The sequence below is a fragment of the Pseudonocardia sp. P-1 genome (assembly GCF_058111925.1).
Map to the genome: position 1 here is coordinate 3,003,457 of NZ_CM176614.1, position 22,301 is coordinate 3,025,757.

General features: G+C 72.6%; 25 protein-coding genes and 1 tRNA gene. 16 read left to right on the top strand and 10 right to left on the bottom strand.

Annotated features, from left to right (window positions below):
• Positions 1-24: 24 nt before the first annotated feature.
• Both AC0GKK_RS14720 and AC0GKK_RS14725 read right to left on the bottom strand, forming a co-directional pair.
• Entirely contained in the window at positions 25-1,350 is a 1,326-nt protein-coding gene (locus AC0GKK_RS14720) for an ISL3-like element ISPfr2 family transposase (RefSeq protein WP_489881868.1), read from the bottom strand.
• Positions 1,351-1,634: 284 nt separating this feature from the next.
• On the bottom strand, positions 1,635-1,946 hold the full coding sequence (locus AC0GKK_RS14725; RefSeq protein ID WP_154076176.1) for a putative quinol monooxygenase: 312 nt from the start codon (positions 1,944-1,946) through the stop codon (positions 1,635-1,637).
• A gap of 107 nt (positions 1,947-2,053) precedes the next feature.
• Between AC0GKK_RS14725 and AC0GKK_RS14730 the strand changes: the two genes are divergently transcribed.
• Positions 2,054-2,995, top strand: a complete 942-nt coding sequence (locus AC0GKK_RS14730; protein WP_482636257.1) for a GlxA family transcriptional regulator — start codon at positions 2,054-2,056, stop codon at positions 2,993-2,995.
• Between the two features lie 599 nt (positions 2,996-3,594).
• A complete protein-coding gene (locus tag AC0GKK_RS14735) occupies positions 3,595-3,930 on the top strand; it encodes a tyrosine-type recombinase/integrase (protein WP_489881869.1) in 336 nt (111 codons plus the stop codon).
• An 87-nt stretch (positions 3,931-4,017) separates the two neighbouring features.
• Here the strand turns inward: AC0GKK_RS14735 and AC0GKK_RS14740 are convergent.
• Both AC0GKK_RS14740 and AC0GKK_RS14745 read right to left on the bottom strand, forming a co-directional pair.
• Positions 4,018-4,103: transfer RNA gene (locus AC0GKK_RS14740), tRNA-Ser, on the bottom strand.
• 23 nt (positions 4,104-4,126) lie between these two features.
• Positions 4,127-4,861 carry a class I SAM-dependent methyltransferase gene (locus tag AC0GKK_RS14745; protein WP_489881870.1) on the bottom strand — a complete coding sequence of 245 codons (735 nt, stop codon included), beginning with the start codon at positions 4,859-4,861 and terminating at the stop codon, positions 4,127-4,129.
• Between the two features lie 81 nt (positions 4,862-4,942).
• Between AC0GKK_RS14745 and AC0GKK_RS14750 the strand changes: the two genes are divergently transcribed.
• Positions 4,943-5,809, top strand: a complete 867-nt coding sequence (locus tag AC0GKK_RS14750; protein WP_489881871.1) for an AraC family transcriptional regulator — start codon at positions 4,943-4,945, stop codon at positions 5,807-5,809.
• Between the two features lie 80 nt (positions 5,810-5,889).
• Positions 5,890-6,825, top strand: a complete 936-nt coding sequence (gene ypfJ, locus AC0GKK_RS14755) for a KPN_02809 family neutral zinc metallopeptidase (protein ID WP_251783211.1) — start codon at positions 5,890-5,892, stop codon at positions 6,823-6,825.
• On the opposite strand, the gene AC0GKK_RS14760 is transcribed toward ypfJ, so the two are convergent.
• Positions 6,822-7,514, bottom strand: coding sequence for a GNAT family N-acetyltransferase (locus AC0GKK_RS14760; protein ID WP_482636250.1), 693 nt, complete (start codon positions 7,512-7,514; stop codon positions 6,822-6,824). The two genes, ypfJ and AC0GKK_RS14760, sit on opposite strands and share 4 nt — an antisense overlap.
• 54 nt (positions 7,515-7,568) lie before the next feature.
• On the opposite strand from AC0GKK_RS14760, the gene AC0GKK_RS14765 reads away from it, so the two are divergent.
• The 6 genes from AC0GKK_RS14765 (at position 7,569) to AC0GKK_RS14790 (ending at position 12,925) form a co-directional block, all read left to right on the top strand.
• Positions 7,569-8,555: an NAD(P)H-quinone oxidoreductase gene (locus AC0GKK_RS14765; protein WP_346102419.1), complete on the top strand. Its 987-nt coding sequence runs from the start codon at positions 7,569-7,571 to the stop codon at positions 8,553-8,555.
• 15 nt (positions 8,556-8,570) lie between these two features.
• On the top strand, positions 8,571-9,119 hold the full coding sequence (locus AC0GKK_RS14770; RefSeq protein WP_224403916.1) for a bacterial proteasome activator family protein: 549 nt from the start codon (positions 8,571-8,573) through the stop codon (positions 9,117-9,119).
• An 87-nt stretch (positions 9,120-9,206) separates the two neighbouring features.
• Positions 9,207-10,073 (top strand): galactan export ABC transporter permease subunit Wzm/RfbD, encoded by an 867-nt coding sequence (wzm, locus tag AC0GKK_RS14775; RefSeq protein ID WP_083474460.1) that lies wholly within the window; start codon positions 9,207-9,209, stop codon positions 10,071-10,073.
• Positions 10,074-10,079: 6 nt separating this feature from the next.
• On the top strand, positions 10,080-10,832 hold the full coding sequence (gene wzt, locus AC0GKK_RS14780; RefSeq protein ID WP_083657998.1) for a galactan export ABC transporter ATP-binding subunit Wzt/RfbE: 753 nt from the start codon (positions 10,080-10,082) through the stop codon (positions 10,830-10,832).
• Positions 10,829-11,734: a galactofuranosyltransferase GlfT1 gene (gene glfT1 / locus AC0GKK_RS14785; RefSeq protein WP_073573814.1), complete on the top strand. Its 906-nt coding sequence runs from the start codon at positions 10,829-10,831 to the stop codon at positions 11,732-11,734. The genes wzt and glfT1 overlap by 4 nt, the downstream gene beginning before the upstream one ends.
• Positions 11,735-11,911: 177 nt before the next feature.
• The gene (locus tag AC0GKK_RS14790) at positions 11,912-12,925 is read left to right on the top strand and encodes a type IV toxin-antitoxin system AbiEi family antitoxin (protein ID WP_489881872.1); all 1,014 of its coding nucleotides are present in this window, start codon (positions 11,912-11,914) and stop codon (positions 12,923-12,925) included.
• 24 nt (positions 12,926-12,949) lie between these two features.
• Here AC0GKK_RS14790 and AC0GKK_RS14795 read toward each other — a convergent pair whose 3' ends face one another.
• Entirely contained in the window at positions 12,950-13,405 is a 456-nt protein-coding gene (locus AC0GKK_RS14795) for a GtrA family protein (protein ID WP_179761409.1), read from the bottom strand.
• 160 nt (positions 13,406-13,565) lie between these two features.
• Between AC0GKK_RS14795 and AC0GKK_RS14800 the strand changes: the two genes are divergently transcribed.
• Genes AC0GKK_RS14800 through AC0GKK_RS14815 form a run of 4 tightly spaced genes read left to right on the top strand, consistent with a single transcriptional unit; the run spans position 13,566 to position 16,097 of the window.
• Complete coding sequence (locus tag AC0GKK_RS14800; protein ID WP_100879197.1) at positions 13,566-14,177, top strand: hypothetical protein; 612 nt, start codon at positions 13,566-13,568, stop codon at positions 14,175-14,177.
• On the top strand, positions 14,174-14,491 hold the full coding sequence (locus AC0GKK_RS14805; RefSeq protein WP_489881873.1) for a transcriptional regulator: 318 nt from the start codon (positions 14,174-14,176) through the stop codon (positions 14,489-14,491). Before AC0GKK_RS14800 ends, AC0GKK_RS14805 begins: the two co-directional genes overlap by 4 nt.
• Positions 14,488-15,360, top strand: a complete 873-nt coding sequence (locus AC0GKK_RS14810) for an ABC transporter ATP-binding protein (RefSeq protein WP_489881874.1) — start codon at positions 14,488-14,490, stop codon at positions 15,358-15,360. The genes AC0GKK_RS14805 and AC0GKK_RS14810 overlap by 4 nt, the downstream gene beginning before the upstream one ends.
• Positions 15,357-16,097, top strand: a complete 741-nt coding sequence (locus tag AC0GKK_RS14815) for an ABC transporter permease (protein WP_178376629.1) — start codon at positions 15,357-15,359, stop codon at positions 16,095-16,097. Before AC0GKK_RS14810 ends, AC0GKK_RS14815 begins: the two co-directional genes overlap by 4 nt.
• Positions 16,098-16,112: 15 nt before the next feature.
• Here AC0GKK_RS14815 and AC0GKK_RS14820 read toward each other — a convergent pair whose 3' ends face one another.
• The gene (locus AC0GKK_RS14820) at positions 16,113-16,715 is read right to left on the bottom strand and encodes a DUF1707 SHOCT-like domain-containing protein (protein WP_405420450.1); all 603 of its coding nucleotides are present in this window, start codon (positions 16,713-16,715) and stop codon (positions 16,113-16,115) included.
• 17 nt (positions 16,716-16,732) lie between these two features.
• Positions 16,733-18,529, bottom strand: a complete 1,797-nt coding sequence (locus AC0GKK_RS14825) for a hypothetical protein (protein WP_482636247.1) — start codon at positions 18,527-18,529, stop codon at positions 16,733-16,735.
• Positions 18,530-18,581: 52 nt separating this feature from the next.
• On the opposite strand from AC0GKK_RS14825, the gene dprE1 reads away from it, so the two are divergent.
• Positions 18,582-19,988, top strand: coding sequence for a decaprenylphosphoryl-beta-D-ribose oxidase (dprE1, locus tag AC0GKK_RS14830; RefSeq protein WP_489881875.1), 1,407 nt, complete (start codon positions 18,582-18,584; stop codon positions 19,986-19,988).
• A gap of 20 nt (positions 19,989-20,008) precedes the next feature.
• A complete protein-coding gene (dprE2, locus tag AC0GKK_RS14835; RefSeq protein WP_405420457.1) occupies positions 20,009-20,764 on the top strand; it encodes a decaprenylphospho-beta-D-erythro-pentofuranosid-2-ulose 2-reductase in 756 nt (251 codons plus the stop codon).
• A gap of 12 nt (positions 20,765-20,776) precedes the next feature.
• Here dprE2 and AC0GKK_RS14840 read toward each other — a convergent pair whose 3' ends face one another.
• Together AC0GKK_RS14840 and AC0GKK_RS14845 are read right to left on the bottom strand one after the other, a co-directional pair.
• A complete protein-coding gene (locus tag AC0GKK_RS14840) occupies positions 20,777-21,427 on the bottom strand; it encodes a nitroreductase family protein (RefSeq protein WP_489881876.1) in 651 nt (216 codons plus the stop codon).
• Positions 21,428-21,437: 10 nt separating this feature from the next.
• On the bottom strand, positions 21,438-22,124 hold the full coding sequence (locus AC0GKK_RS14845; RefSeq protein WP_489881877.1) for a class I SAM-dependent methyltransferase: 687 nt from the start codon (positions 22,122-22,124) through the stop codon (positions 21,438-21,440).
• Positions 22,125-22,301: the final 177 nt, after the last annotated feature.

Consider the following 22,301-nt stretch of genomic DNA (forward strand, 5'->3'; position numbering starts at 1 on the left):
TCGAACCCCCGGTCCTTTCGGGGCTCATCCCAATCGGGGGTGTAGGAGTTGGGGTCTGAAGCCGCCGGTCTCGAGCAGGCTTCGGGCGATGTAGTTGGTCAGGTTGCGGAACCCGAGTGCGGAGCCGCGCAGGTGTTCGAGCCGTCCGTTGCGCGCCTCGGTCGGCCCGTTGCTGGTGCCGGGTCGTTCGAAGTAGGCGAGCACGTCGGCGGCTCGCTTCTTCAGGGTCCGGCCCAGGGTGGTGAGCTCGGTGAGCACCTTGGGGACGCCGGCGCTGAGGTCGGTGATCAGCTTCTCCATGAGCTCGCGGCCACGTTGCCGGTCCTCGTGGCGATAGGCGGCGATCATGCGCTGGTAGACACCCCAGGTCGCCTCGACCTCGACGTGAGCGTCATCAACGAACAGCGCGCATAGCCTGTCGCTCTGCTTGTCGGTGAGCAGGTCCGCGCCGGTGTGCAGCGTGCGCCGCGACTTGTAGAGCGGGTCGTCCCTGAACCCACGGTGCCCGTGGATCGCGAGTTGGACCCGGCGCCGGCACCTGTCGAGGGCGTCACCGGCCAGGCGCACGACGTGGAAGGGATCCATCACCGTGACCGCGTCCGGGATCTCCTCCGCAGCGGCGGTCTTGAACCCGGTGAAGCCGTCCATCGCGACCACCTCGACCGCGTCACGGAAGGCGTCGTCGCGGTCGGCGAGCCAGGTCTTGAACGCCGCCTTCGACCGGCCCTCGACCATGTCCAGCAGCCTTGCTGGGCCGGCGCCATCGCGGACCGGGGTGAGGTCGATGATCACGGTGACGTACTTGTCGCCACGCCTGGTGTGGCGCCAGACGTGCTCATCGACGCCAATGACCTTCACGCCCTCGAACCGCGTGGGGTCGTTGATCAGCAGCCGATTGCCTTCGGCCAGGACCGCGTTGTTGGCGGTGTCCCACGCGACCCCGCGTCCCTCGGCGACACGGGCGACGGTGAGGTGTGCGACCACGATCCCTTCCAGCGCCCACCGCAACCCGGTGCGCGAGAGCTTCGCGCGTGGCTCCGCCGCGGCGCTGGTGTCTTGGCGCCACACGTGTCCGCAGTCGGCACAGCGGTAGCGGCGCACTACAACTTCCAGCACGGTCGGTCGCCAGCCCAGCGGCTCGTGGGCCAACCGCCGGATCACGGTGTCACGAGCAGCGCCTTCGCTGCCGCACCGTCGGCAAGACTGATCTGGTTCCACCACGCGGCACGCGAGGACCGCACGATCCGGTTCAAGTCGTTGCCCGGTCACGCTCAGACCGAGGCCGTCGAGTCGAGCGAAGGCGGTCAGGTCAGGGCGGCCGAACCCGGCCGGCGGGGTAGCGTCGGACACGTCGAGGTCTTTCGGATGGATGGCGTAGGAACCTCCGTCGTCGGGAGACCTCGACGTCTATCTGCGGACCGACGCGCCCGGCCGACCTACACCCTCATCTGGGAAGAGCCCGCAAAGCCGACGTGATTAGGTCGTCGGTTCGATTCCGACAGGCGACTCCGGCGAACAGTCCCTGACCTGCGCAAACGCAGGGCAGGGGCGGTTCGGTTCTGGTGGTGGTGCGGGTGTCGAGGCGGTCGGGTCCGACGGCTCGGCGGGGCGCGATCGTCTCGTGCGTTGGCGGACTACGGGAGCTTGGACGCGAGGACGTCGGCCGGCAGGATCTCGGGTGCTGCGCCGAGGAGGTGCTGGTTGGCCATCAGGGCTGCGACGATGGCGCCGTTGGCGTGGGCGTCGCGAGCGGCCTCGTCGGGGAATGCATCGAAGATCCAGAAGGTGTCGGCGTGGGTCCTAGCCGCGAACCAGACAATCGTTCCTACTTCTTCGTTGGCGAGTGCGACAGCGCCGGCGAGCAGATCGGCGAGCGCGTCGTGCTGTCCATCGGCCGCGACGATCTTGGCGACGAAGGCATACGGAAGTGATGCGGGTGTGGACATGAGGGGTTCTCCTTGAAGTCGGGGTTCTTCGTGGGGCGAGTTCAGCGTATGACGAGCGATGGCCGGTGGGGAGTGGCGTATACGGCAGTATTGCTATCGTTCGCGTCATGCGTATCGGACTGATCGCGATCGACGGCTGCTTCGGTTCGGCGGTCGCGTCGGTCATCGACATCGTGCGGGTGGCCGACGGAGCCCGCGGCGATGTCGACCCGCGGATCGACCCGATCGAACTCGCCATCCTCGGACCGAAACGGCGAGTGACCACGACGGCATCGATGACCCTGTCGGTGGACCACCCGCTGTCGGAGTCCGCAGAGTTCGACGTGGTCGTCGTCCCTGCGCTTGGAACCCTCACGGCCGCCGCGACCCACGACGCCCTCCAGAGCCGAGATGCTCGTTCGGTCATCGCCTCACTCGGGCGCCTCGACGACGCGACCACCCGGATCGCCGCGGCGTGCACCGGCGTGTTCGCCGTCGCCGAGACCGGACGGATGCATCATCGGCGGGCGACGACCAGCTGGTTCCTGGGGCCGGAGTTCCTGAAGCGCTATCCGACCGTCGCCCTCGATCTCGACACCATGGTCGTGGTCGACGGGAACCTCGTCACCGCCGGCGCCGCCTTCGCCCACATCGACCTCGCGCTCTCACTCGTGCGATCGATCAGCCCCGACCTGGCCCAACATGTCGCCAAGCTCCTCATCATCGACGAGCGCCCGTCGCAGGCGGCCTTCGTCGCCTACGAACATCTCCGGCACGAGGACCCGATCGTCGTCGAGTTCGAACGCTTCGTGCGCGTCCGCCTGGACGAACCGTTCAACGTCGCCGTCGTCGCGCAGTCGCTCGGCACCAGCCGGCGCACCCTCGAACGACGAGTCCGTGCGGCGCTCAACCTCACTCCGCTCGGCTTCGTCCAACGGCTTCGCATCGAACGAGCTCGGCACCTCTCAGCAACCACGGACCTCACCTCCGCCGAGATCGCGCGACGGGTCGGCTACGCGAACGCCGAGACTCTGCGCTCCCTCCTGCGCAGGGAGCGACGCCGTTCCTGACCTATCGCCATGCCTGTAGCCGGTGTCCTAGCTAGCGCTCGGTTGGAACCACCTCTCAGCACGTCGCGTCGACGCTCCTGCGTCGCCCCTGGACGACCCACTCGACACGCCCGCAGCACAGGCCATGTGACGTGCCCCGGCTTCCCGGACGGTCGGGGTTGGGTGGCTGTGATGTCGCTGCGTTCTCGTCGAGGGGGTCAGCAGACCCGATCAGGGTCGATTGGGATGAGCCGCGAAGGCGGTCAGGTCAGGGCGGCCGAAGCCGGCCGGCGGGGTAGCGTCGGACACGTCGAGGTCTTTCGGATGGATGGCGTAGGAACCTCCATCGTCGGGAGACCTCGACGTCTATCTGCGGACCGACGCGCCCGGCCGACCTACACCCTCATCTGGGAAGAGCCCGCAATCGCCTACGCCCGAAATGGGCTCACGGCTGCGACGGGACATGCGGACGGAAGCAGGCCGGCCGCTGTCCTCACCGACTCGCTCTGCGGCCCGAGACCGCGGAGACGAAATCGGAGGCCGGCCGCCGGGGAATCGGTCTGCCCGATCCGCTCGTCAAGCTGCTCCGGGAACACGCCAACGAGCAGTACGACGAGCGTGTGCGGGCTGCCGACCTGTGGGTGGACACCGACTACGTCTTCACGACCGAATTCGGCACCGTCCTGCACCCTCGAACCGACAACAAGAACTGGAAGCAGCTCCTCGTCTCGGCGGAAGTCCCGGAACGGCGGCTGCACGACGCTCGACACACCGCCGCGACAGTCCTGCTTCTGCTGGGGGTGACCGAGCGGGCCGTCATGGGCGTGATGGGCTGGTCGAACACCGCGATGGCTGCGCGGTACCAGCACCTCACGTCAGCGGTGCGGCAGGACGTCGCCTCACGGATCGGTGGGCTGCTCTGGCAGACGTCCGACGGGCCGCCGACGACCGTCTGAGAAGGCGGAATGCCACCACAACTGCAACCGCCGCGGGTTCCCGGAGGTCCGGGAGCGCGCGGCGGTTGCGTCTTTGCAGGTCAGAGATGGCGGAAGCGGGGGGATTCGAACCCCCGGTCCTTTCGGACGCCCGCTTTCAAGGCGGGTGCATTCGGCCGCTCTGCCACGCTTCCGCACGGAAGGGTAACGGGACCGCTCAGCGCTCCGCGCGGTAGTAGGTGACCGGCCCCATCCTGGTCGTCCCGTGGCCGACCACCGTCGCGTCGGTGAACCCCGCGGCCGCGAGCAGCTCCGGCACCGGCTGCTGCGCCCCGTGACCGTGGCCGTGGCCGCCGTGGCCGTGGCCGCCGTGATCCCTGCGGGCGCCGTGATCCCTGCGGGCGCCGTGCCGGGAGCGGCGGCGGGCCGGGTCGAGGCGGGCCAGCAGCGACAGCACCCTGTTCACGGTGCGCATCCGTCCGTCGGTGCGCGGGTCGTGGTCGAGGTCGACCAGGTGCAGGCTCCCGCCCGGCGCCAGGACGCGGTGCGCCTCCCGCAGTGCCGCGACCCGGGCGTCGGCGGCGATGTGGTGCAGCATCAGCGAGGAGAGGACCCGGTCGACGCTGCCGTCGTCGAGGGGCAGGTCCTCGGCCACACCGACCTGCAGCTCCAGCTCGACGCCGGCCTCGGCGGCCTTGCGGCGGGCCATGGCGACCGCCTCCGGGTCGGGGTCGACGCCGCGCACGGTGGCCGTCGGAACGGCCTCCGTGGCGCGCAGCAGGACGTTCCCGGTCCCGCAGCCGATCTCCAGCACGCGGTCCCGCGGGCCGATGCCGGCCTGGGCCAGCAGACGCCAGTACATCGGGACGGCGCCACCGAGCCGGGCCACGGTGTCGTAGCCGGGCAGCAGCCGCGAGCTGACGAGCGCGGGCGTGTGGGCGTGCGTGGTCATCGCTCCCCCTGGGGACGAAGTTCGTGTTCACGATCGACTCTGCTTGCCATCTGAGCTGCCCACAAGGCACGATCCGTGGTCGTGGTGGGACGAAGTTCGGACGTTCCGCTGGTCGGTTTCGTCCACTCACCGGTGCCGATCGCGGTGCAGCACACGGCCCGGCCCTCGGCGCTGCCGCGGGTGCGTGGACCGCACACGCACGACTTCCTGACGCTGGTGCACGTCGTCCGCGGCGCCGGCACGTACCGGATCGACGGGCACACCTGGCCCCTCGGCGAGGGCGACGCGCTCGTCATCGCGCCCGGCGCGGTGGTCGAGCACCCCGAGGAGCCCGAGTCGCCACCCGGTGAGATGTGGTCGGTCGTGTTCCCGGCCGAGGCGGTCGCGTCCACGTCCTGGCGGGACCACCCGCTGCTGGCACCGTTCGTGGGGCGTCACCGGGGTGGCGGGCAGCGGCTGAGCGTCCCGCCCGCGGACCGCGCGGCCTGGCGGACCCGCTTCACCGACCTCGACGACGAGCTGACCCACCGCCGCGACGGTCACGCCGAGGCCGCCCGCGCCCACCTCACCCTGCTGCTGGTGGCACTCGGCCGGCTCGTCGACGACGTACCCGCCGAGTCGGGCGACCCGCTGCTCGCGGCGGTGTTCGCCGTCGTCGAGGAGCGGTTCGCCGGCCGGCTGTCGCTGCGCGACGTCGCCGCGGCGGTCGGGCTCACCCCCGGGCACCTGACGACCGTCGTCCGGCGCGGGACCGGGCGGACCGTCCAACAGTGGATCACCGAGCGCCGGATGCGGGAGGCACGGCGACTGCTCGCCTCCACCGACCTCCCGGTCGCCGAGGTGGGCGCCCGGGTCGGCTACCCCGACCCCGGCTACTTCGCCCGCCGCTTCCGGGCCGCGCACGGAATCGGCGCCGCGACCTGGCGGGCCGGCTCCGGGGCCCCCTGACGGGTGGCGGGGGGCGCCCGCGCCGGTGCGGTCCGGCGCGGTGTGGTGGGATTCCCCCGGTCTCATCTCGGGAGGACGACGTGCGGTTCGACGAGAACGCCCGGCTCGACACGTCCGGTGTGGACGACCTGCGCGGATCCGGCGGTGGCCGGGGCGGCGGGGTCGGCGGCCGGGTGGCAGGCGCGGGCGGCGGCCTGGGCCTCGTCGGCGTCATCCTGTACCTGCTGCTGTCGAACTTCGCGGGCGTCGACATGTCCGGCATGGGCGCGGGCGGCGGCTACCCGGGGCTCGACCAGGTCGGCTCCGGCCAGACCGCGGACAACTCGTCACTGCAGCAGAACTGCGCCACCGGCGCCTCGGCGAACACCTCGACGGACTGCCGCGTCGTCGCCGTCGTCAACTCCCTCGACGACTTCTGGGCCACCCAGTTCTCCTCCGGCTTCACGACGCCGCGGACGAACTTCTTCTCCGGTGGAGTGAGCACCGACGGCTGCGGCTCGGCCTCGTCGGACAGCGGGCCGTTCTACTGCCCGGCCGACTCCGAGATCTACATCGACCTCACCTTCTTCCAGGAGCTGCAGACCCGCTTCGGTGCGCAGGGCGGACCGTTCTCGCAGGCCTACGTGATGGCCCACGAGTACGGCCACCACATCCAGAACCTGCTCGGCACCAACCGCAGGGCCGGCAACGACACCGGCCCCACCTCCGGCTCGGTGCGCCTGGAGCTGCAGGCCGACTGCTACGCGGGCGTCTGGGCGAACCACGCCACGACGACGCCCGGCCCGTCGGGGCGGCCGCTGATCAGCGAGCTGAACCAGTCCGACATCGACGCCGCCCTCGACACCGCGTCCCGGATCGGCGACGACTACATCCAGTCCAACCTGGGTGGCGGCCGGGTCGACGAGTCGCAGTTCTCGCACGGCAGCTCCGCGCAGCGCGAGAAGTGGTTCACCACCGGCCTGCAGAGCGGCAACCCCGACTCCTGCGACACCTTCGCCGCGCGCAGCCTCGACTAGGGCCGCCCGGCCGGCGGATCGGCGGCCAGGAACCCCGCGAGATCGTCGGTGTAGCCGGCGACGCACAGCTCCCACCCGGGCCGCACGAACGCCTCCCGCGTGAGCAGCACCCGGTACTCGGTGACCCGGGCGTCGCCGTGGTCGATCGTGGCGGTGCCGTCGTCGCGGTACCCGAGCCGGGCCGACACGGCCGCCGACCTCGGGTTGCCCTCGACGTACTCCGAGCGCGCCACGAGCGCGCCGAGGTGGTCGAAGGCGAAGGCCAGCACCGCGGCCCGCATCTCCGTGCCGTAGCCGCGCCCCTGCGCCCGTCGCACCAGGTACGAGCCGGTCGCGACCTCGCGACGCACGCCGAACCGGTCTCCCACGACGTCCTGCAGGCCGACCACCCGGCCCTCGGCGCGCACGACGAACTGCAGCGTCCACCAGTCCGGCGACGCCCTCGCGCGGTTCGACCAGACGTACTGCGCGATGCCGCGCCCCAGGTGCCGCGGGTCGGCCCGGGTCCACGGGACGCGGAACGGCATCTCCGACGACGGGTGGATCCCGCTCTCGTGCACGGCCGCGATCAGCTCCCGGACCGACGCGTCGTCCTCGACGCGCAGCTCCAGGCGCGGGGTCCGCAGGGTCAGCCCGGACATCGGCCACGGGTCGGGCACCGGGTCGATCGGCGCGGGGAGCACGTCCATCGGTCGACCGTGCCGGATCGCCGACGGGCGCGCCACGGAATACCGTCGGCTCCCATGTGGGCGATCACCCTGACCGAGTACGGCGGACCCGAGCAGATGACGTGGGCGGAGGTGCCCGACCCCGAGCCCGGCCCGGGCGAGGTCGTACTCGACGTCGTCTCCTCGGCCGTCAACCGGGCCGACCTCCTGCAGGTCCAGGGGAACTACCCGGTCCCGCCCGGCGCGTCGGAGATCCTCGGCCTGGAGTGCGCGGGCCGGATCGCCGCGCTCGGTGACGGCGTGACCGGCTGGTCGGTCGGCGACGAGGTGTGCGCCCTGCTCGCCGGCGGCGGCTACGCGACGAAGGTCGCCGTCCCGGCCCCGCAGCTGCTTCCCGTTCCCGCGGGCGTCTCCCTGGAGGAGGCGGGCGGCCTCCCCGAGGTCGCCTGCACCGTCTGGTCGAACGTGTTCCTGGAGGGCCGGCTCGCCGAGGGCGAGACGTTCCTGGTCCAGGGCGGCTCGTCGGGTATCGGAACGCACGCGATCCAGGTCGCGAAGGCGCTCGGCGCGCGCGTCGCCGCCACCGCGGGCCACGCCGACCGGCTGCAGTTCTGCCGCGACCTGGGCGCCGACATCGTCATCGACTACCACGACGACATCGCCGAGGAGCTGAAGAAGGCCACCGACGGCCACGGCGCCGACGTCATCCTCGACAACATGGGCGCCAAGGGCCTGGCGAACAACCTGTCCGCGCTGGCCCGCGACGGCCGGCTGATGATCATCGGGATGCAGGGCGGGGTGAAGGCCGAGCTGAACATCGGCGCGCTGCTGGCCAAGCGCGGCCACGTCTCGGCGATGGGCCTGCGCGGCCGCCCGGTCGACGGTCCGCACTCGAAGGCCGAGATCGTCGACGGGGTCCGCGAGAACGTGTGGCCGCTGTTCGCCGACGGCCGGGTGAAGCCGGTGATCTTCGAGCGGTTCGCGATGTCCGACGCCGCCGACGCGCACCGCAGGCTGGACGCCGGTGGGGTGACCGGCAAGCTCCTGCTCGTGAACTCCTGAGCGGGCGGGTCCAGAATGGCGGGCATGAGCGACGAGCAGGAGACCCCCGGGGACCGGGTCGTGGTGGTCGGCGCCGACGGGCGTCCGGTGGGCATGGCCTCGGTTCCGCAGGACGACGAGGGTCAGAGCCCCGCGTCGATGGTGGAGCAGCCCGCGAAGGTCATGCGGATCGGCACCATGATCAAGCAGCTGCTCGAGGAGGTGAAGGCCGCACCGCTGGACGAGGCGTCCCGCGAGCGGCTCAAGGAGATCCACGAGAACTCCGTCAAGGAGCTCGAGGAGGGCCTGGCGCCGGAGCTGCGCGAGGAGCTGCAGCGGCTCAGCCTGCCGTTCACGGCGGACACGATCCCGTCGGAGGGTGAGCTGCGGATCGCCCAGGCCCAGCTGGTCGGCTGGCTGGAGGGCCTGTTCCACGGCATCCAGACCGCGTTGTTCGCCCAGCAGATGGCCGCGCGGGCGCAGCTGGAGCAGATGCGTCGCGGGCTGCCCCCGGGCGTCGGCGGTGGGCCGGAGCAGGGCGGCGTCCCCGAGGGCATGGGTCGCGGGACCGGGCAGTACCTCTGACGCACGACGACGACCTGCGGTTTCGCGGTGTCCCGGCCGGGGCCTCCCCTGCCGGGCCCGCGGACGGCGTCTGAGTACCCTCACCGGGTGGCCGTGACCGTGACCGACGAGCCGGGTGACGTCGTCGACCCGTCCGAGGTGTCGAGCCCGCGCAGCTGGCGGCGGGCCTTCGCGGACCTCGCCCAGGGCTGGCGGCAACGGCCGCTGTGGGGCTACCTCGGCTGGCAGGACATCAAGCAGCGCTACCGCCGCTCCGTCCTGGGACCGCTGTGGATCTCGATCAGCATGGGCGTCATCGCCCTCGGCCTGGGGATCCTCTACTCGGCGCTGTTCCAGATCTCGCTGGCGACGTTCCTGCCGCACGTCGCCGTCGGGCTGCTGATCTGGAACTTCGTGTCCGGCTGCATCCTCGAGGGCAGCGAGGTCTTCATCGCCAACGAGGGCCTGATCAAGTTCCTGCCCGCCCCGCTGAGCCTGCACATCTACCGGCTCGTGTGGCGGCAGACGCTGTTCTTCCTGCACAACCTGGTCGTCTGGGTCGTGCTGATGATCGTGTTCCCGCATCCGCTGGGGCTGTCGACGCTGCTGGCGATCCCGGCGTTCGCGCTGCTGGCGGTCAACGGCGCCTGGGTCGCGATCCTCGCCGGGATCCTCGCGACCCGGTTCCGGGACATCCCCCCGATCATCGCCAGCGTCACCCAGCTGGTCTTCTACCTGACCCCGATCGTCTGGTCGGTCGACATCCTGAGCGACAACCCGGCCGCGCGCGAGCGCGCCCAGCTGGTCGAGCTGAACCCGGTCTTCCACTTCGTCGAGATCGTGCGCCAGCCGCTGCTCGGCCAGGAGATCGTCGGCCGGTACTGGCTGGTCACGGGCGTGATCACGATCGTCGGCTGGGCCGCGGCCCTGATCTGCCTGCGCAACTACCGCTCCCGCGTCGCGTACTGGGTGTGAACCTCTGTGACTGAACCCCGCATCCGGATCGACCGCGCCGCCGTCGACTTCCCGATCTTCGACGCCAAGACGCGGTCGCTGAAGAAGGCCGTCCTCGGCAAGGCGGGCGGCCGGATCGGCACCGACGCCAAGGTGCCGATCATCGAGGCGCTGCGCGACATCACCGTCAGCCTGGACAAGGGCGCCCGCGTCGCGCTCGTCGGGCACAACGGCGCCGGCAAGTCCACGCTCCTGCGGCTGATGGCCGGCATCTACGAGCCCACCCGCGGTCGCTCGCTGGTCCGCGGCAAGGTCGCGCCCGTGTTCGACCTCGCCGTCGGGATGGACCCGGAGATCTCCGGTTACGAGAACATCCTGATCCGCGGCCTGTTCCTGGGCATGACGCGCAAGCAGATGGAGGCGCGGATCGACGACATCGCCGCCTTCACCGAGCTGGGCGACTACCTGGAGATGCCGCTGCGGGCCTACTCGACGGGTATGCGGGTGCGGCTCGCCCTCGGCGTCGTCACCTCGATCGACCCCGAGATCCTGCTGCTCGACGAGGGCATCGGCGCCGTCGACGCGGAGTTCCTGAACAAGGCCCGCAACCGGCTCCACGAGCTCGTCGACCGCTCCGGGATCCTGGTCTTCGCCTCGCACTCCGACGAGTTCCTCGCCGACCTGTGCGACACCGCGCTGTGGATGGAGCACGGGACGATCAAGGAGTACGGCCCGCTGCACGAGGTCCTCGACCACTACAAGGGGCGGACCCCGTCGTGACCGGACCGCTCCCGCCCGGCTCGGTCGTCGGCGTCGTCGTCACGCGGCACCGGGCCGAGCTGCTCGTCGACTCGCTCGCGGCGATGGCGAAGCAGACCCACCCGCTGGCGCACCTGATCGTCGTCGACAACGGGCCTGACCTGCCCGCGCGTGACGCGGTCGAGGCCTGTCCGCTGCCGACGACGTGGCTCCCCTCGTGGTCCAACCTCGGCGGCGCGGGCGGTTTCGCCCTGGGGATGCTGCACGCACTCGCCATGGGCGCGGAGTGGATCTTCCTGGCCGACGACGACGGCCACGCCGCCGACGAGTCCACCCTCGCCACGCTGCTCGACGTCGCGTCGCGGCACGGGCTCGCCGCGGTGTCACCGGTGGTCGCCGACAAGGCCGACCCGGACCGCCTCGCCTTCCCGCTGCGCCGCGGCGTCACCTGGCACCGGTCCCGCTCGGCGCTGGGCCCCGACGACCTGCTCCCCGGGATCGCCTCGTTCTTCAACGGCGCCCTCTTCCGGGCCTCCACGCTGGAGGTCATCGGGGTGCCGGACCTGCGCCTGTTCGTCCGCGGCGACGAGGTGGAGATGCACCGCCGGATGGTCCGGTCCGGGCTGCCCTTCGGCACCGCCCTGCAGGCCACCTACCTGCACCCCTACGGCTCCGACGAGTTCAAGCCGATGCTGGGCGGGCGGCTGCACGCCCAGGACCCGGGCGACGAGGTCAAGCGCTACTACACCTACCGCAACCGCGGCTACCTGATGTCCCAGCCCGGGATGCGGAGGATCGGCCTCCTGGAGCTGCCGAGGTTCGCCTGGTACTTCCTGGTGACGAAACGCGACCCGCGCGCCTTCCGCGACTGGCTGACCCTGCTCCGCCAGGGCCGCCGCGAGCAGTTCCACCGCGCCCCCTGACCGTCGCCCCCACAGCCCACGATCTGGCGTGGCGACCGGTGACGTCGTGCGGCGACCACCGCGGCGGGTGCCGCGGGATGTGACGGGTCGCCACGAACCTGTCCACAACCGGCAGGTTCATCCACAGGGCGGTGGGGATGTCGGTGGCCGGCGCCGGGCGGCGGCAGTGTCGGGGGCATGGATCGCCTCGACCACGTGCCTCCGGATCCGGCCGGGCTCCTGCACCGGTCGGCGTTGCTGGGCGCCGGCCTCGCCGTCGACGAGATCGACCGCCTCGTCCGCGCCCGCGTGCTCGTCCCGGTCCGGCGGGGCTCCTACCGGCTCGGTGACGACCAACCGCGCTCGCCGGTGCAGGCCCACCTGCTCCGAGCCCGGGCCACCGCGCCGCACCTCGCTCCCGGCTCGGTCCTCGGCCATGTCACCGCGGCCCTCGTCCTCGGGCTCCCGGTCTGGAACCTGCCTCTCGATCGGGTGCACGCCGTACGGGAACGCAGCACCGGTGGCGGCCGGAACCGCCATGGCACCTCCGTGCACCGGGCTCCGCTACCGGCCGACGACGTCCGCGAGCTCGACGGCCTGCTGGTCACCTCGCCGGCCCGGACACTCGTCGACCTGGCTCGGACGGTACCTGCCGAGCAGACGCTGGTGACGGTCGATGCGGCCCTGCACCAGTACGTCCGGCCGCGACCACGGTCCGAGCCCCGGCCGGCCGGCGCGACAACGGTCGACGAGCTGTCCGAGGTGCTCTCCCGGTTCGGCGGACGCGTCGGTACGCCCGCGGCACGGCGTGTCATCGCGCTGGCGGACGCCCGCTCCGAGAGCCCCGGTGAATCGCGTAGCCGGTTCCGGATGCACCTCGCGAGCCTCCCGGCCCCGGCGACCCAGTGGGAGGTCCCCGGTCTGCCGTTCCGCACCGACTTCGCCTGGCCGGAGCACGGAGTGGTCGGGGAGTTCGACGGCCGGGTCAAGTACGGCCGCTCGCTGCGGTCCGGTCAGGATCTCCGTGAGGTGCTCTGGGAGGAGAAGCGGCGGGAGGACCTCATCCGTTCCGCGGGCCTGACCGTCGTGCGATGGGTCTGGTCCGACCTCGCCGACGGCAGCATGGTCGCCCGCCTCGCCCACGGTCTCGGGACCACACGGCACCCCGTCACGTCGCGTGGCACCCCACGCGGCGGTCGCCGCGCGACGTGACCGGTCGCCACGCTCGATGCGGGGTCAGTTCTTGAAGATGACCCAGCGCAGCATGACGAAGTTGATCGCGGTGGCGGTGCCCTGCGCGACCAGCCAGGCGAGGCTGGTGTCGTAGGTCAGCGGTGGCAGCAGGTGCAGGACCAGGGAGTTCACACCGACGTTCACGGCGAAGGTCGTGCCGTAGAGGGCCACGAAGCCGGCGAACCTCGCGCGGCCGCCGGTGTTCGCGCCGGTGAAGGTGAAGCGCTTGTTGAGCAGGTACGCCGTCGTCGTACCGAGGATGAAGCTGATGCCCTTCGCGAACGGCACCCACAGGCCCGCGTTCAGGAGCAGGTGGTAGACGCCGAAGTCGACGATCGCGGAGAGCACACCGATCGCGACGAAGCTGCCCAGCTGGCGGACGAGGCCGAGGCGCGGGGCCGGGCCGTCGGCCGGACCGGTGGCCGGGGGCTCGGCCCGGGTGGGCTCGGTGGCGGTCACCCATCGAGGGTAGCGGCGCACGCCGCAACGACCGCGTCGACCCACCGGAGCGCAGGCCGTGCCCCTCCGAGCTGCCGATCCGTTCTCGACCGTGGACAAGGCAATGCACTTTGCAGTACAAAGTGAGCGACAGAGCAAACCAGTTGGCAGTGGGGGAAGCATGCAGGACCGGACGGACACCGACGTCGACGACCAGCCGCCGCGCTCACCGGCCGACGCGCTCGCGATCATCGAGCGTGAGCAGGCCCGGCAGATCCCGCCGTACTGGATCTTCTATCTGATCTGGGGCGCGGCCTGGGCGGTCATCGGGCTCGCCTGGTTCGCGAACGGGACCGGCGCGGTCACCGCGGCCACCGCGGGCGTCCTCACGGGGCTGGCGATCGCCGGGGGGTCGATCGCCAGCGGCCTGGTCGGCGCCCGGATGGGACGCGGCGTCACCGGGCCGAGCCAGCTGCACGGCGCCCTCTACGGCTGGGTGTGGCCGGTGGCGATGATCGGGGTCGTCGCGCTGACGGTCGGTCTGGGCCGGCTCGGGGCGCCGGTCGGGTTCGCCATGCCCGCGCTGTTCGTGTTCGTCACCGGCGGCCTGTTCGCGGTCGGGGCCGCGGTCTGGCGCAACATCCCGGACTACGCGCTCGGGCTCGGCCTGCTGGTGCTCGGCGCGGCGCTGCCGTTCGTCCCGGCGCCGTGGCACGCGCTGACACTGGCGGTCGTCGGCGGTGGCGCCCTGGTCGCCACCGGGCTGTGGACACGGGCGCGGGCGGTCCGGTGACCGAGCTCGACCCCGTCATCCACGCCCAGGCCCGGCTGCGGGTCACCGCCACCCTCGCCGCCCTCGACGACGGCGACCGCATGACCTTCCCGCGGCTGCAGGAGCTGCTCGGCATGACCGCGGGCAACCTGTCCACCCACCTGCGCAAGCTGGAGGAGGCGGGCTACGTCGCGATCACCAAGACCCACCAGCGGCGCACCCCGGTGACCTTTGTCGAACTGACGAGAACGGGCAGGCGGGCCTTCGAGGACTACACGGCCGCGCTGCGGGCGCTGCTCGACCCGGCGGCCGACCCGTCGGAGGTGCCGTCGTGACCGCACCGGTGGAGCTGCACGGGGTGACCCGCCGCTACGGCGACACCGTCGCCCTCGACGACGTCGACCTCGTCCTGGAGCCCGGCAGCCTGACCGGCCTGCTCGGACCGAACGGGGCGGGCAAGTCGACGCTTGTCAACCTCGTGTCCGGGCTGCGCCGACCGGACACCGGCACGGTGCGGCTGTTCGGCGGGGACCCGCGTGACGCGGCGAACCGGGTCGCGCTGGGCACCACCCCGCAGCAGACCGGGCTGCCCGACACACTGCGCGTCGGGGAGATCGTCCGGTTCGTCGGCGCCCACTTCCCCGACCCGGTCGGTGCCGGTGAGCTGCTGGGGCGCTTCGGCCTCGACGGGCTGGAACGACGCCAGGCGGGCGGGCTGTCCGGCGGCCAGAAGCGCCGCCTCGCGCTCGCGCTCGCGTTCGTCGGCCGGGGTCGGCTGGTGCTGCTCGACGAGCCGACGACCGGCCTGGACGTCGAGGGCCGCCGCGCACTGTGGGACACCGTGCGCGCGTTCCACGCCGGCGGCGGGACGGTGCTGCTGACCACCCACTACCTCGACGAGATCGAGTCGCTGGCCGAGCGCGTCGTCGTCCTGGCGGGCGGGCGGATCCGCGCCGACGGCGACGTCGACGCCGTCCGCGGAGCCGTCCGGGTGGGGCGGGTGTCCTTCCGCGCGGCGACCCTTCCCGACCTGCCCGGCGTCGAGCGGACCGAGCGCGACGGCGACCTCGTCACCCTGCACACCGCCGACGCCGACGAGCTGGTCCGCACCCTCGTCCGGCACGACGTGCCCTTCACCGGCCTGTCGGTGTCCCGGGCGTCGCTGGAGGACGCGTTCCTGACCCTGACCGGAGGCCCGTCGTGAGCATCGCCGCAGCGCACGCCCGCTACCTGATCCTGGAGCAGCTGCGGATCCCCGTCGCGGTGCTGTCCACCGCGCTGTTCCCGGCCCTGACCCTGTGCTTCTTCGTGCTGCCGTTCGACTGGGGCGACGACCCGGTCGCGGTGACCCGCTCGGTCGCCCAGCTCGCACTGTTCGGCGTGCTCAGCGGGTTCCTGTTCACCTTCGGTGTGGGCGTCGCCGACGACCGCGAGAAGCCGTGGGATCCCTACCTGCGCACGCTGCCCGCCCCCGCGTCGGCGCGGGTGGTCGGCAGGCTCGCGGTCGGGGTGCTGTTCGCGCTGCTCGGGATGCTGCCGGTGGTCGTGCTGGGGGCCCTGCTCACGCCGGCGTACGTGGAACCGGCGCGGCTGCCGTTCGCGTTCGTGACGCTCCTGGTGGCCGGGCTGCCGTTCCTGTTCGGTGGGCTCGCGATCGGCTACTCGCTGCCGACCAAGGCCGCGCTGCCGGTGACCCAGCTGGCGTTCTTCCCGATGGCGTTCGGTGGCGGCCTGCTGCTGCCGCCGGAGCTGTTCCCCGGCTGGCTGGCCCGCGCGACCGAGGTGCTGCCCACCCGCGGGGCCCGTGACCTGCTGCTCTGGTCGCTCGGCGGGCCGGTCCCGAGCGGTCTGGCGCTGGGCGCGTTCGCGGTGTGGACGGTCGGGCTGGCGCTGCTGGTGGGCTGGGCGTACCGCCGCGACGAGGGGCGCCGCTTCCGGTGAGCCCGGTGGCGGCGCTCAGAAGTGGCGGCCGGCGAAGGTGTAGCGGGTCCGCACCGTGACCGAGCCGGCGGCCGTCCGGCCGTAGACGCGGAAGTGCGGGCGGCCGTGGACGGCCCGGCTGGGCATCTTCGAACGGACCGAGCCGTACTGGGAGACGAGGCCGTCGACGTCGGCGGTGGCGTTCTCCGGGACCAGCAGCCGGGCCGACCCGGCGCCGAGCTCCAGCTCCACCTCGACGACGGGCATGGGCAGCTGCGCGTCGCAGAAGTCCAGCAGGACCGGGCCGAGCGAGGTCTGCACCCGCAGCCGGGCCGGGACCGCCCAGTCGCCGCGGCGCTTGACCCCGCCGACACCGCCGCGCAGCACCGTGGGCGGGCCGACCGGGGTGGCCAGGACGTCCGCGGACAGGTCCAGCGGGTCCCCGGGCAGGTCGGACAGTACGGGGAGCAGCTCGGAACCGAACCGGGCGCCGTAGACGACCGACAGCCTCTCCTGCAGCTCCTCGACCGAGATCCGGCCCTCGGCCATCGCACGGTTGAGCCGCGTCGCGGCGCGCTCGCGGTCGGCGTCGGAGATCCTGATCTCCCGACCCTCTCCGGGTAGCCGCGCACCGGTCACCCCACCAGGGTAAACACCTATCCGACGGGTGCGGCGTCCGGCAGCCGGAACAGCCACACCCCGCCGTCGAACCGGCCGGGGTCGCCGGTGACCCGCCGGGTCCAGGCCAGCGCACGGGCCTCGTCGCCGCCGGCGTACCCGGGGACGAACGCGACCGCGGTGATCCCCAGGTCGCGCAGCTCGCGGTGGGCGGCGGCGGTGTAGTCGTCGCTGGGGTCGTTCTTGCCGTCGGCGACCCACTGCGCCCCGATCTGGTACCGGTTCCAGCGGGACTGGATGGCGACGTCGTCCTCGGGATCGGAGGCGATGAAGTAGCCGCCGCGGATGCGGAACGACGGGCCGGAGGCGGCCTGCCAGCGCAGGCCCTGCGCGCCGTCGTCCCAGGCCGCGGTGATCCGCGGGTAGATCTCGACGACGTCGGCCGGGCCCAGCGGCGCCGCCCCGGCCGCGAAGAAGGCGGGTACCGGCGCGGGCCGGACCTCCTGGGCGTCGGCGGGCAGCCAGGACACCACCGCCAGCGCGGCCAGGGCGACGGCACCGACCGCCGTCGCCGGGGTGTCGAGCGGCATCCGGTCCACCCACAGCGCGACCACGACGGCGACGCACAGCGCCGTCACCACCTGGATCCGGACCGGCTCGACCTCCGACAGCAACGGGACCTCGGCGAACCCGAGCCAGGGCAGCGGGATCCCCGTGTAGTCGCCCAGCAGCACGACACTCGTGCCGAGCGAGGCGACCCAGGACAGGAACCCGACCGCGGCGACGACCCGCAGCGTCGTCGACCGGACGACCAGCACCGCGACGACGACCAGCGCCAGCACGGCGACGCCGACGTAGCCGCCCTGTTCGCCGATGTGGCCGCCGAGTTCGGTGCCCGCGCCGTCGGGCACCGCCCGGACGGCGGTCAGCCGCGTCGGGACGAGCAGGTTCGCCAGGTCCGCGCCGGTGGCGTGCACGTTGCGGATCGCGCCGCGCGGGCGGTTCGGCCCGGCCAGCACCAGGTACAGCGGATAGGCGCCGAGCACCACGAACACCCCGACGCAGGCCAGGCCGGCCCGGACCAGCCCCGGCAGGTGCGCGCGGACCCGGCGGGGGAACCGCAGCGCGAGCACCACCGCGGTGACGACCAGGAAGATCACGCCGATGGCGAGGGTCTGGGTGTAGAGGACGAGCTGCCCGACCAGCGCGAGTCCGGTCAGCGCCCCCACGAGCCACGGGCGACGCAGCGGGCCGCGCGCGAACAGGTGGTGCGCGACGAGCAGCAGCAGCGGCGGCAGCAGCGACCACGTGAGGTTGAGGTGCCCGGCGATCGCGTGCGCCAGATGGAACGGGGAGAACGCGTACAGCGCGCCGGCGATCCCGCGGGCGACCCAGCCGCGGGTGCCCGCGCCGACGTACGGGCCGAGCGCGGCGACCAGGACCAGTCCGGACACGACCGGGCCGAGGACCAGCCCGACGTTGAACGCGGTCACCGAGCCCGCGACCAGGGTCACCGGGGCGAGCGCCAGCGCCAGCAGCGGCACCGCGGTGTTCCACAGCGCGTTGAGCCCGTACGGCCAGTGCATCCAGTCGGTGACCAGCGGGTTCTCCCCGTGCGTCACGGCGAACGGGAACCAGTGGAGCCACCAGGCGAACATGTCGGCGTCGGCGGTGACGTGCCCGATCAGCAGACCGCCCGGGGCGGCGAGCACCCGGCGCTGCAGCCACAGCGAGACCAGCAGGTAGCCGAGCCCGAGCAGCACGTACAGCCCCGCGGTCGCGCCCCGGCGCCGTGCCGGGGGCAGCGGGAGGCGGACCTGCCGCTCGTCGAGCACCCGCCCAGGGTCGCACCCGTCGTCGTCGGTGGCCCTCGCTACCCTGGCGACGATGACGGACACGACCGTTCCCAGCAGCACCAGGACCGACGCCCCGGCGCGGCGGACCGCCTTCCTGCACGGCTGGGGACGGACCGCGCCGACGGTCGCCCAGCTCCTCACCCCGCGCGACGCCGAGGACGTGGCCGAGGCCGTCCGCACGGCGGGCGAGCGCGGCGTGATCGCCCGCGGGCTCGGCCGGTCCTACGGCGACCCGGCGCAGAACGCGGGCGGTGTCGTCCTCGACATGCCGGGCCTGAGCCGGATCCACGCCATCGACCCGGACACCGGCGTCGCGGACGTGGACGCGGGCGTCAGCCTGGACCAGCTCATGCGCGCCGCGCTGCCGCTCGGGCTGTGGGTCCCGGTGCTGCCGGGCACCCGCCAGGTCACGATCGGCGGGGCGATCGGCGCCGACGTGCACGGCAAGAACCACCACACCAAGGGCAGCTTCGGCAACCACGTCGAGTGGTTGGCGCTGGTGACCGCGGACGGCTCGGTCCGCGAGCTGACCCCGTCCGGGCCGGACTCGGAGCTGTTCTGGGCGACCGTCGGCGGGATGGGCCTGACCGGCGTCATCGTGCGGGCCAGGGTGCGGCTGCACCGGACCGAGTCGGCGTACTTCGTGGTCGACACCGATCGCACCGACGACCTCGACGGCCTGCTGGAGCTGCTCACCGACGGCTCCGACGACACCTACGGCTACTCGGCCGCCTGGTTCGACACCACCGCGACCGGCGCCCGGATGGGCCGCTCGGTGCTGACCCGCGGCTCGCTCGCGACCGTCGACCAGCTCCCCGCGAAGCTGCGGTCCGAGCCGCTGAAGTTCGACGCGCCGCAGCTGCTGACCTTCCCCGACGTCTTCCCGAACGGGCTGGCCAACAAGCTGTCGCTGACCGCGTTCTCCGAGCTGTGGTTCCGCAAGGCCCCGAAGCGCCAGCGCGGCTCGGTGCAGAACATCACGGCCTTCTACCAGGTGCTCGACGTGTTCGGGGACTGGAACCGGGTCTACGGCTCGAAGGGCTTCCTGCAGTACCAGTTCGTCGTCCCGATGGGGGCGGAGACCGAGCTGCGCCGCATCCTCGAGAAGATCGCGGCGTCGCCGCACAAGTCCGGGCTGAACGTGTTCAAGCGCTTCGGCGCGGGCAACGACGCACCGCTGTCGTTCCCGACCAAGGGCTGGACGATCACCGTCGACTTCCCGATCGCGAACGGGCTGTCCCGGTTCTGCACGGAGCTCGACGAGATGGTGCTGGCCGCCGGCGGGCGGCTGTACCTGGCGAAGGAGTCGCGCACGTCGCCGGAGGCCTTCGCCGCCGGCTACCCGCGGTTCGCCGAGTGGAAGGCGATCCGCGACGGCGTCGACCCGACCGGCGTCTTCGCCTCCGACATGTCCCGCCGCCTCGCACTGACCCTCTGACGTCCGGAGCCAGCACCATCATGATCGACGCAGTCGGCAATCCGCAGAGCATCCTGCTCCTCGGCGGCACCTCCGAGATCGGCCTGGCCACCGTGCGCGCGTTCGCCGCGGACCGCCCGTTGCGGGTCGTGCTCGCCGCCCGCCCCGGCCCCCGGCTCGACGTCGCCCGCGCCGAGCTCGAGGCGCTCGGGTGCGGCGTGGAGACCATCGAGTTCGACGCCAGAAGCATCGAGACCCACCCCGAGGTCGTGAAGAAGGCCTTCGCGGGCGGGGACATCGACGTCGCCGTCGTCGCGTTCGGGCTGCTCGGCGACAACGAGAAGGCCTGGACCGACGTCGACCACGCCGTCGAGCTGGCGCAGGTCAACTACACCGCGACCGTCTCCACCGGGGTCGCGCTGGCCGAGCGGTTCCGCGAGCAGGGCCACGGCTCGCTCGTCGCGATCTCCTCGGTCGCCGGGGAGCGGGCCCGCCGCTCGAACTTCGTCTACGGCTCCACCAAGGCCGGGATGGACGCGTTCTACACCGGGCTGACCGAGGCGCTGCGCGAGTTCGGCGTGACCGTGACGATCGTCCGGCCCGGCTTCGTGCACTCGAAGATGACCGAGGGCCTGGACGCCGCACCGCTCGCGACGACCCCGCAGGCCGTCGCCGACGTCATCGTCGACGCGGTGCGGACGGGCAAGGAGCTGGTGTGGGCACCGGCGCCGATGCGCTTCGTGATGAGCGCACTGCGCCACGTGCCCCGGCCGATCTTCCGCAGGCTCCCGATCTGATCCGGGGGCGGCCTACCAGCCGTCGACGTGCAGGACGGTGTCGAGCGGCTGGCGCTTCGCGGGCTTGAACGTGTCGCCGGTGTAGTACGCGACCGGCAGCAGGACGCCCTGCCGCACGTTCTCCGGGATGCCCAGCAGCTCGGCGATCTCCTTCTCGTACTGCAGGTGCAGCGTCGTCCAGGCGCTGCCCAGGCCGCGCGCACGCAGCGCGAGCTGCAGGCTCCACGCGGCCGGGAGGAGCGACCCCCACATCCCGGCCTGGTTCGACGCCGGCAGCTCGGCCTCCGCGTTCATCGCGCCGATGACCAGCACCGGGACCTCCCCCATCCGGTCCGCGAGGTACTGCGCGCTGTCCGCGACGCGGAGCTGGGTGGCGTCGCGGTCGGCGTCGCCGTGGGAGCGGGTCGTCGGGTACTGCGAGGAGTTCCGGTAGGCGGTGAACGCCTTCCGGTAGTACTCGCCGACGGCCTTGCGCTTCTCGGCGTCGGTGAGCACCAGCCAGTGCCATCCCTGCTGGTTGGAGCCGCTCGGGGCCTGCAACGCGACCTCGAGGCTCTCCCGGACCACCTCCAGCGGCACCGGACGCTCCAGGTCCAGGCGCTTGCGGACCGATCGGGTGGTGCTGAGCAGCTCGTCGGGCCCGAGTGGCAGCACATCGCTCATGCCCTGCACGCTACGGCGCCGCCGGCCTCCTCGCGATGATCACCGCGCGCTCCCCTGCGCCCACCTCGCACGTGAGGCGCCCCGCTGACCGCTGCGCACGGGTCGCGGCCAGACGCGGGTCGGCCCAGGTGGGGACACCGCCGTAGGGGCCGCGGGTCAGCCCGTCGGAGCCCTCCCGGACGATCTCGAACCCGGCGTCGACGAGGATCTCCCGGATCCGCAGGTGCCCGCGCGGGACGCGGGGCGGCACCCAGCGGGCACCGGCCAGCTCCCGGCCGCGGCCCTCGGCGTCGGCGGCGACGACGAGTGCGCACCCGCCCGGCTCGAGCGCCTGGAACCAGCCGCCCGGGCCGAGGTCACCGGCCAGCGCCGCGTCCGGGAGCCGGTCGAGCACCTCCACCGCGGTCAGCGACGCGACCGGCCCCGGCAGGGCATCCAGGGTCAGGTGCACGGGGCATCCCGGCGCGCCCGCACGCATCGCCCCGGCCTCGGCCTCCGAGCCGGCCAGCCCCGAGACCGGGCCGAGCCGGGCCAGCCCGGCGAGCAGGACCCCGCCGGCACCCGCGACGTCGAGGTAGGGGCCGCGGCCCAGGTGGTGGCGGGCCAGGCGCAGGTACCAGTGCAGCGCGGCCCGCTCCGGCGGTGCGGCACCGGCGGGCTCGGGCAGGTCGGCGAGGGGCGGGGTCGTGGGGATCATCGGTCCATCGCGTCGGTGGGCGGGGCCCGTCCTGGTCGCGACGGGCGGGCCCGTCCATTGTCGCCGACGCGGCGTGCCGCGGTGTCCGGGCACCGGCGTCACGTCCCGGGCACCGGGATGCGGCGGCACCGGACCGCTCCCCCGGTGCGTGGACCACCGCCGGTCTTCCTGTCCCGC

What these genes read in the sequence shown, in the direction of transcription:
- AC0GKK_RS14790 (WP_489881872.1), top strand. Translation starts at nt 11,912, where the DNA reads ATGGATCGCCTCGACCACGTGCCTCCGGATCCGGCCGGGCTCCTGCAC.
- AC0GKK_RS14760 (WP_482636250.1), bottom strand. Translation starts at nt 7,514, where the DNA reads ATGGACGTGCTCCCCGCGCCGATCGACCCGGTGCCCGACCCGTGGCCG.
- AC0GKK_RS14840 (WP_489881876.1), bottom strand. Translation starts at nt 21,427, where the DNA reads ATGAGCGATGTGCTGCCACTCGGGCCCGACGAGCTGCTCAGCACCACC.
- AC0GKK_RS14725 (WP_154076176.1), bottom strand. Translation starts at nt 1,946, where the DNA reads ATGTCCACACCCGCATCACTTCCGTATGCCTTCGTCGCCAAGATCGTC.
- AC0GKK_RS14730 (WP_482636257.1), top strand. Translation starts at nt 2,054, where the DNA reads ATGCGTATCGGACTGATCGCGATCGACGGCTGCTTCGGTTCGGCGGTC.
- AC0GKK_RS14745 (WP_489881870.1), bottom strand. Translation starts at nt 4,861, where the DNA reads ATGACCACGCACGCCCACACGCCCGCGCTCGTCAGCTCGCGGCTGCTG.
- AC0GKK_RS14765 (WP_346102419.1), top strand. Translation starts at nt 7,569, where the DNA reads ATGTGGGCGATCACCCTGACCGAGTACGGCGGACCCGAGCAGATGACG.
- AC0GKK_RS14800 (WP_100879197.1), top strand. Translation starts at nt 13,566, where the DNA reads ATGCAGGACCGGACGGACACCGACGTCGACGACCAGCCGCCGCGCTCA.
- dprE2 (WP_405420457.1), top strand. Translation starts at nt 20,009, where the DNA reads ATGATCGACGCAGTCGGCAATCCGCAGAGCATCCTGCTCCTCGGCGGC.
- AC0GKK_RS14770 (WP_224403916.1), top strand. Translation starts at nt 8,571, where the DNA reads ATGGCGGGCATGAGCGACGAGCAGGAGACCCCCGGGGACCGGGTCGTG.
- dprE1 (WP_489881875.1), top strand. Translation starts at nt 18,582, where the DNA reads ATGACGGACACGACCGTTCCCAGCAGCACCAGGACCGACGCCCCGGCG.
- AC0GKK_RS14845 (WP_489881877.1), bottom strand. Translation starts at nt 22,124, where the DNA reads ATGATCCCCACGACCCCGCCCCTCGCCGACCTGCCCGAGCCCGCCGGT.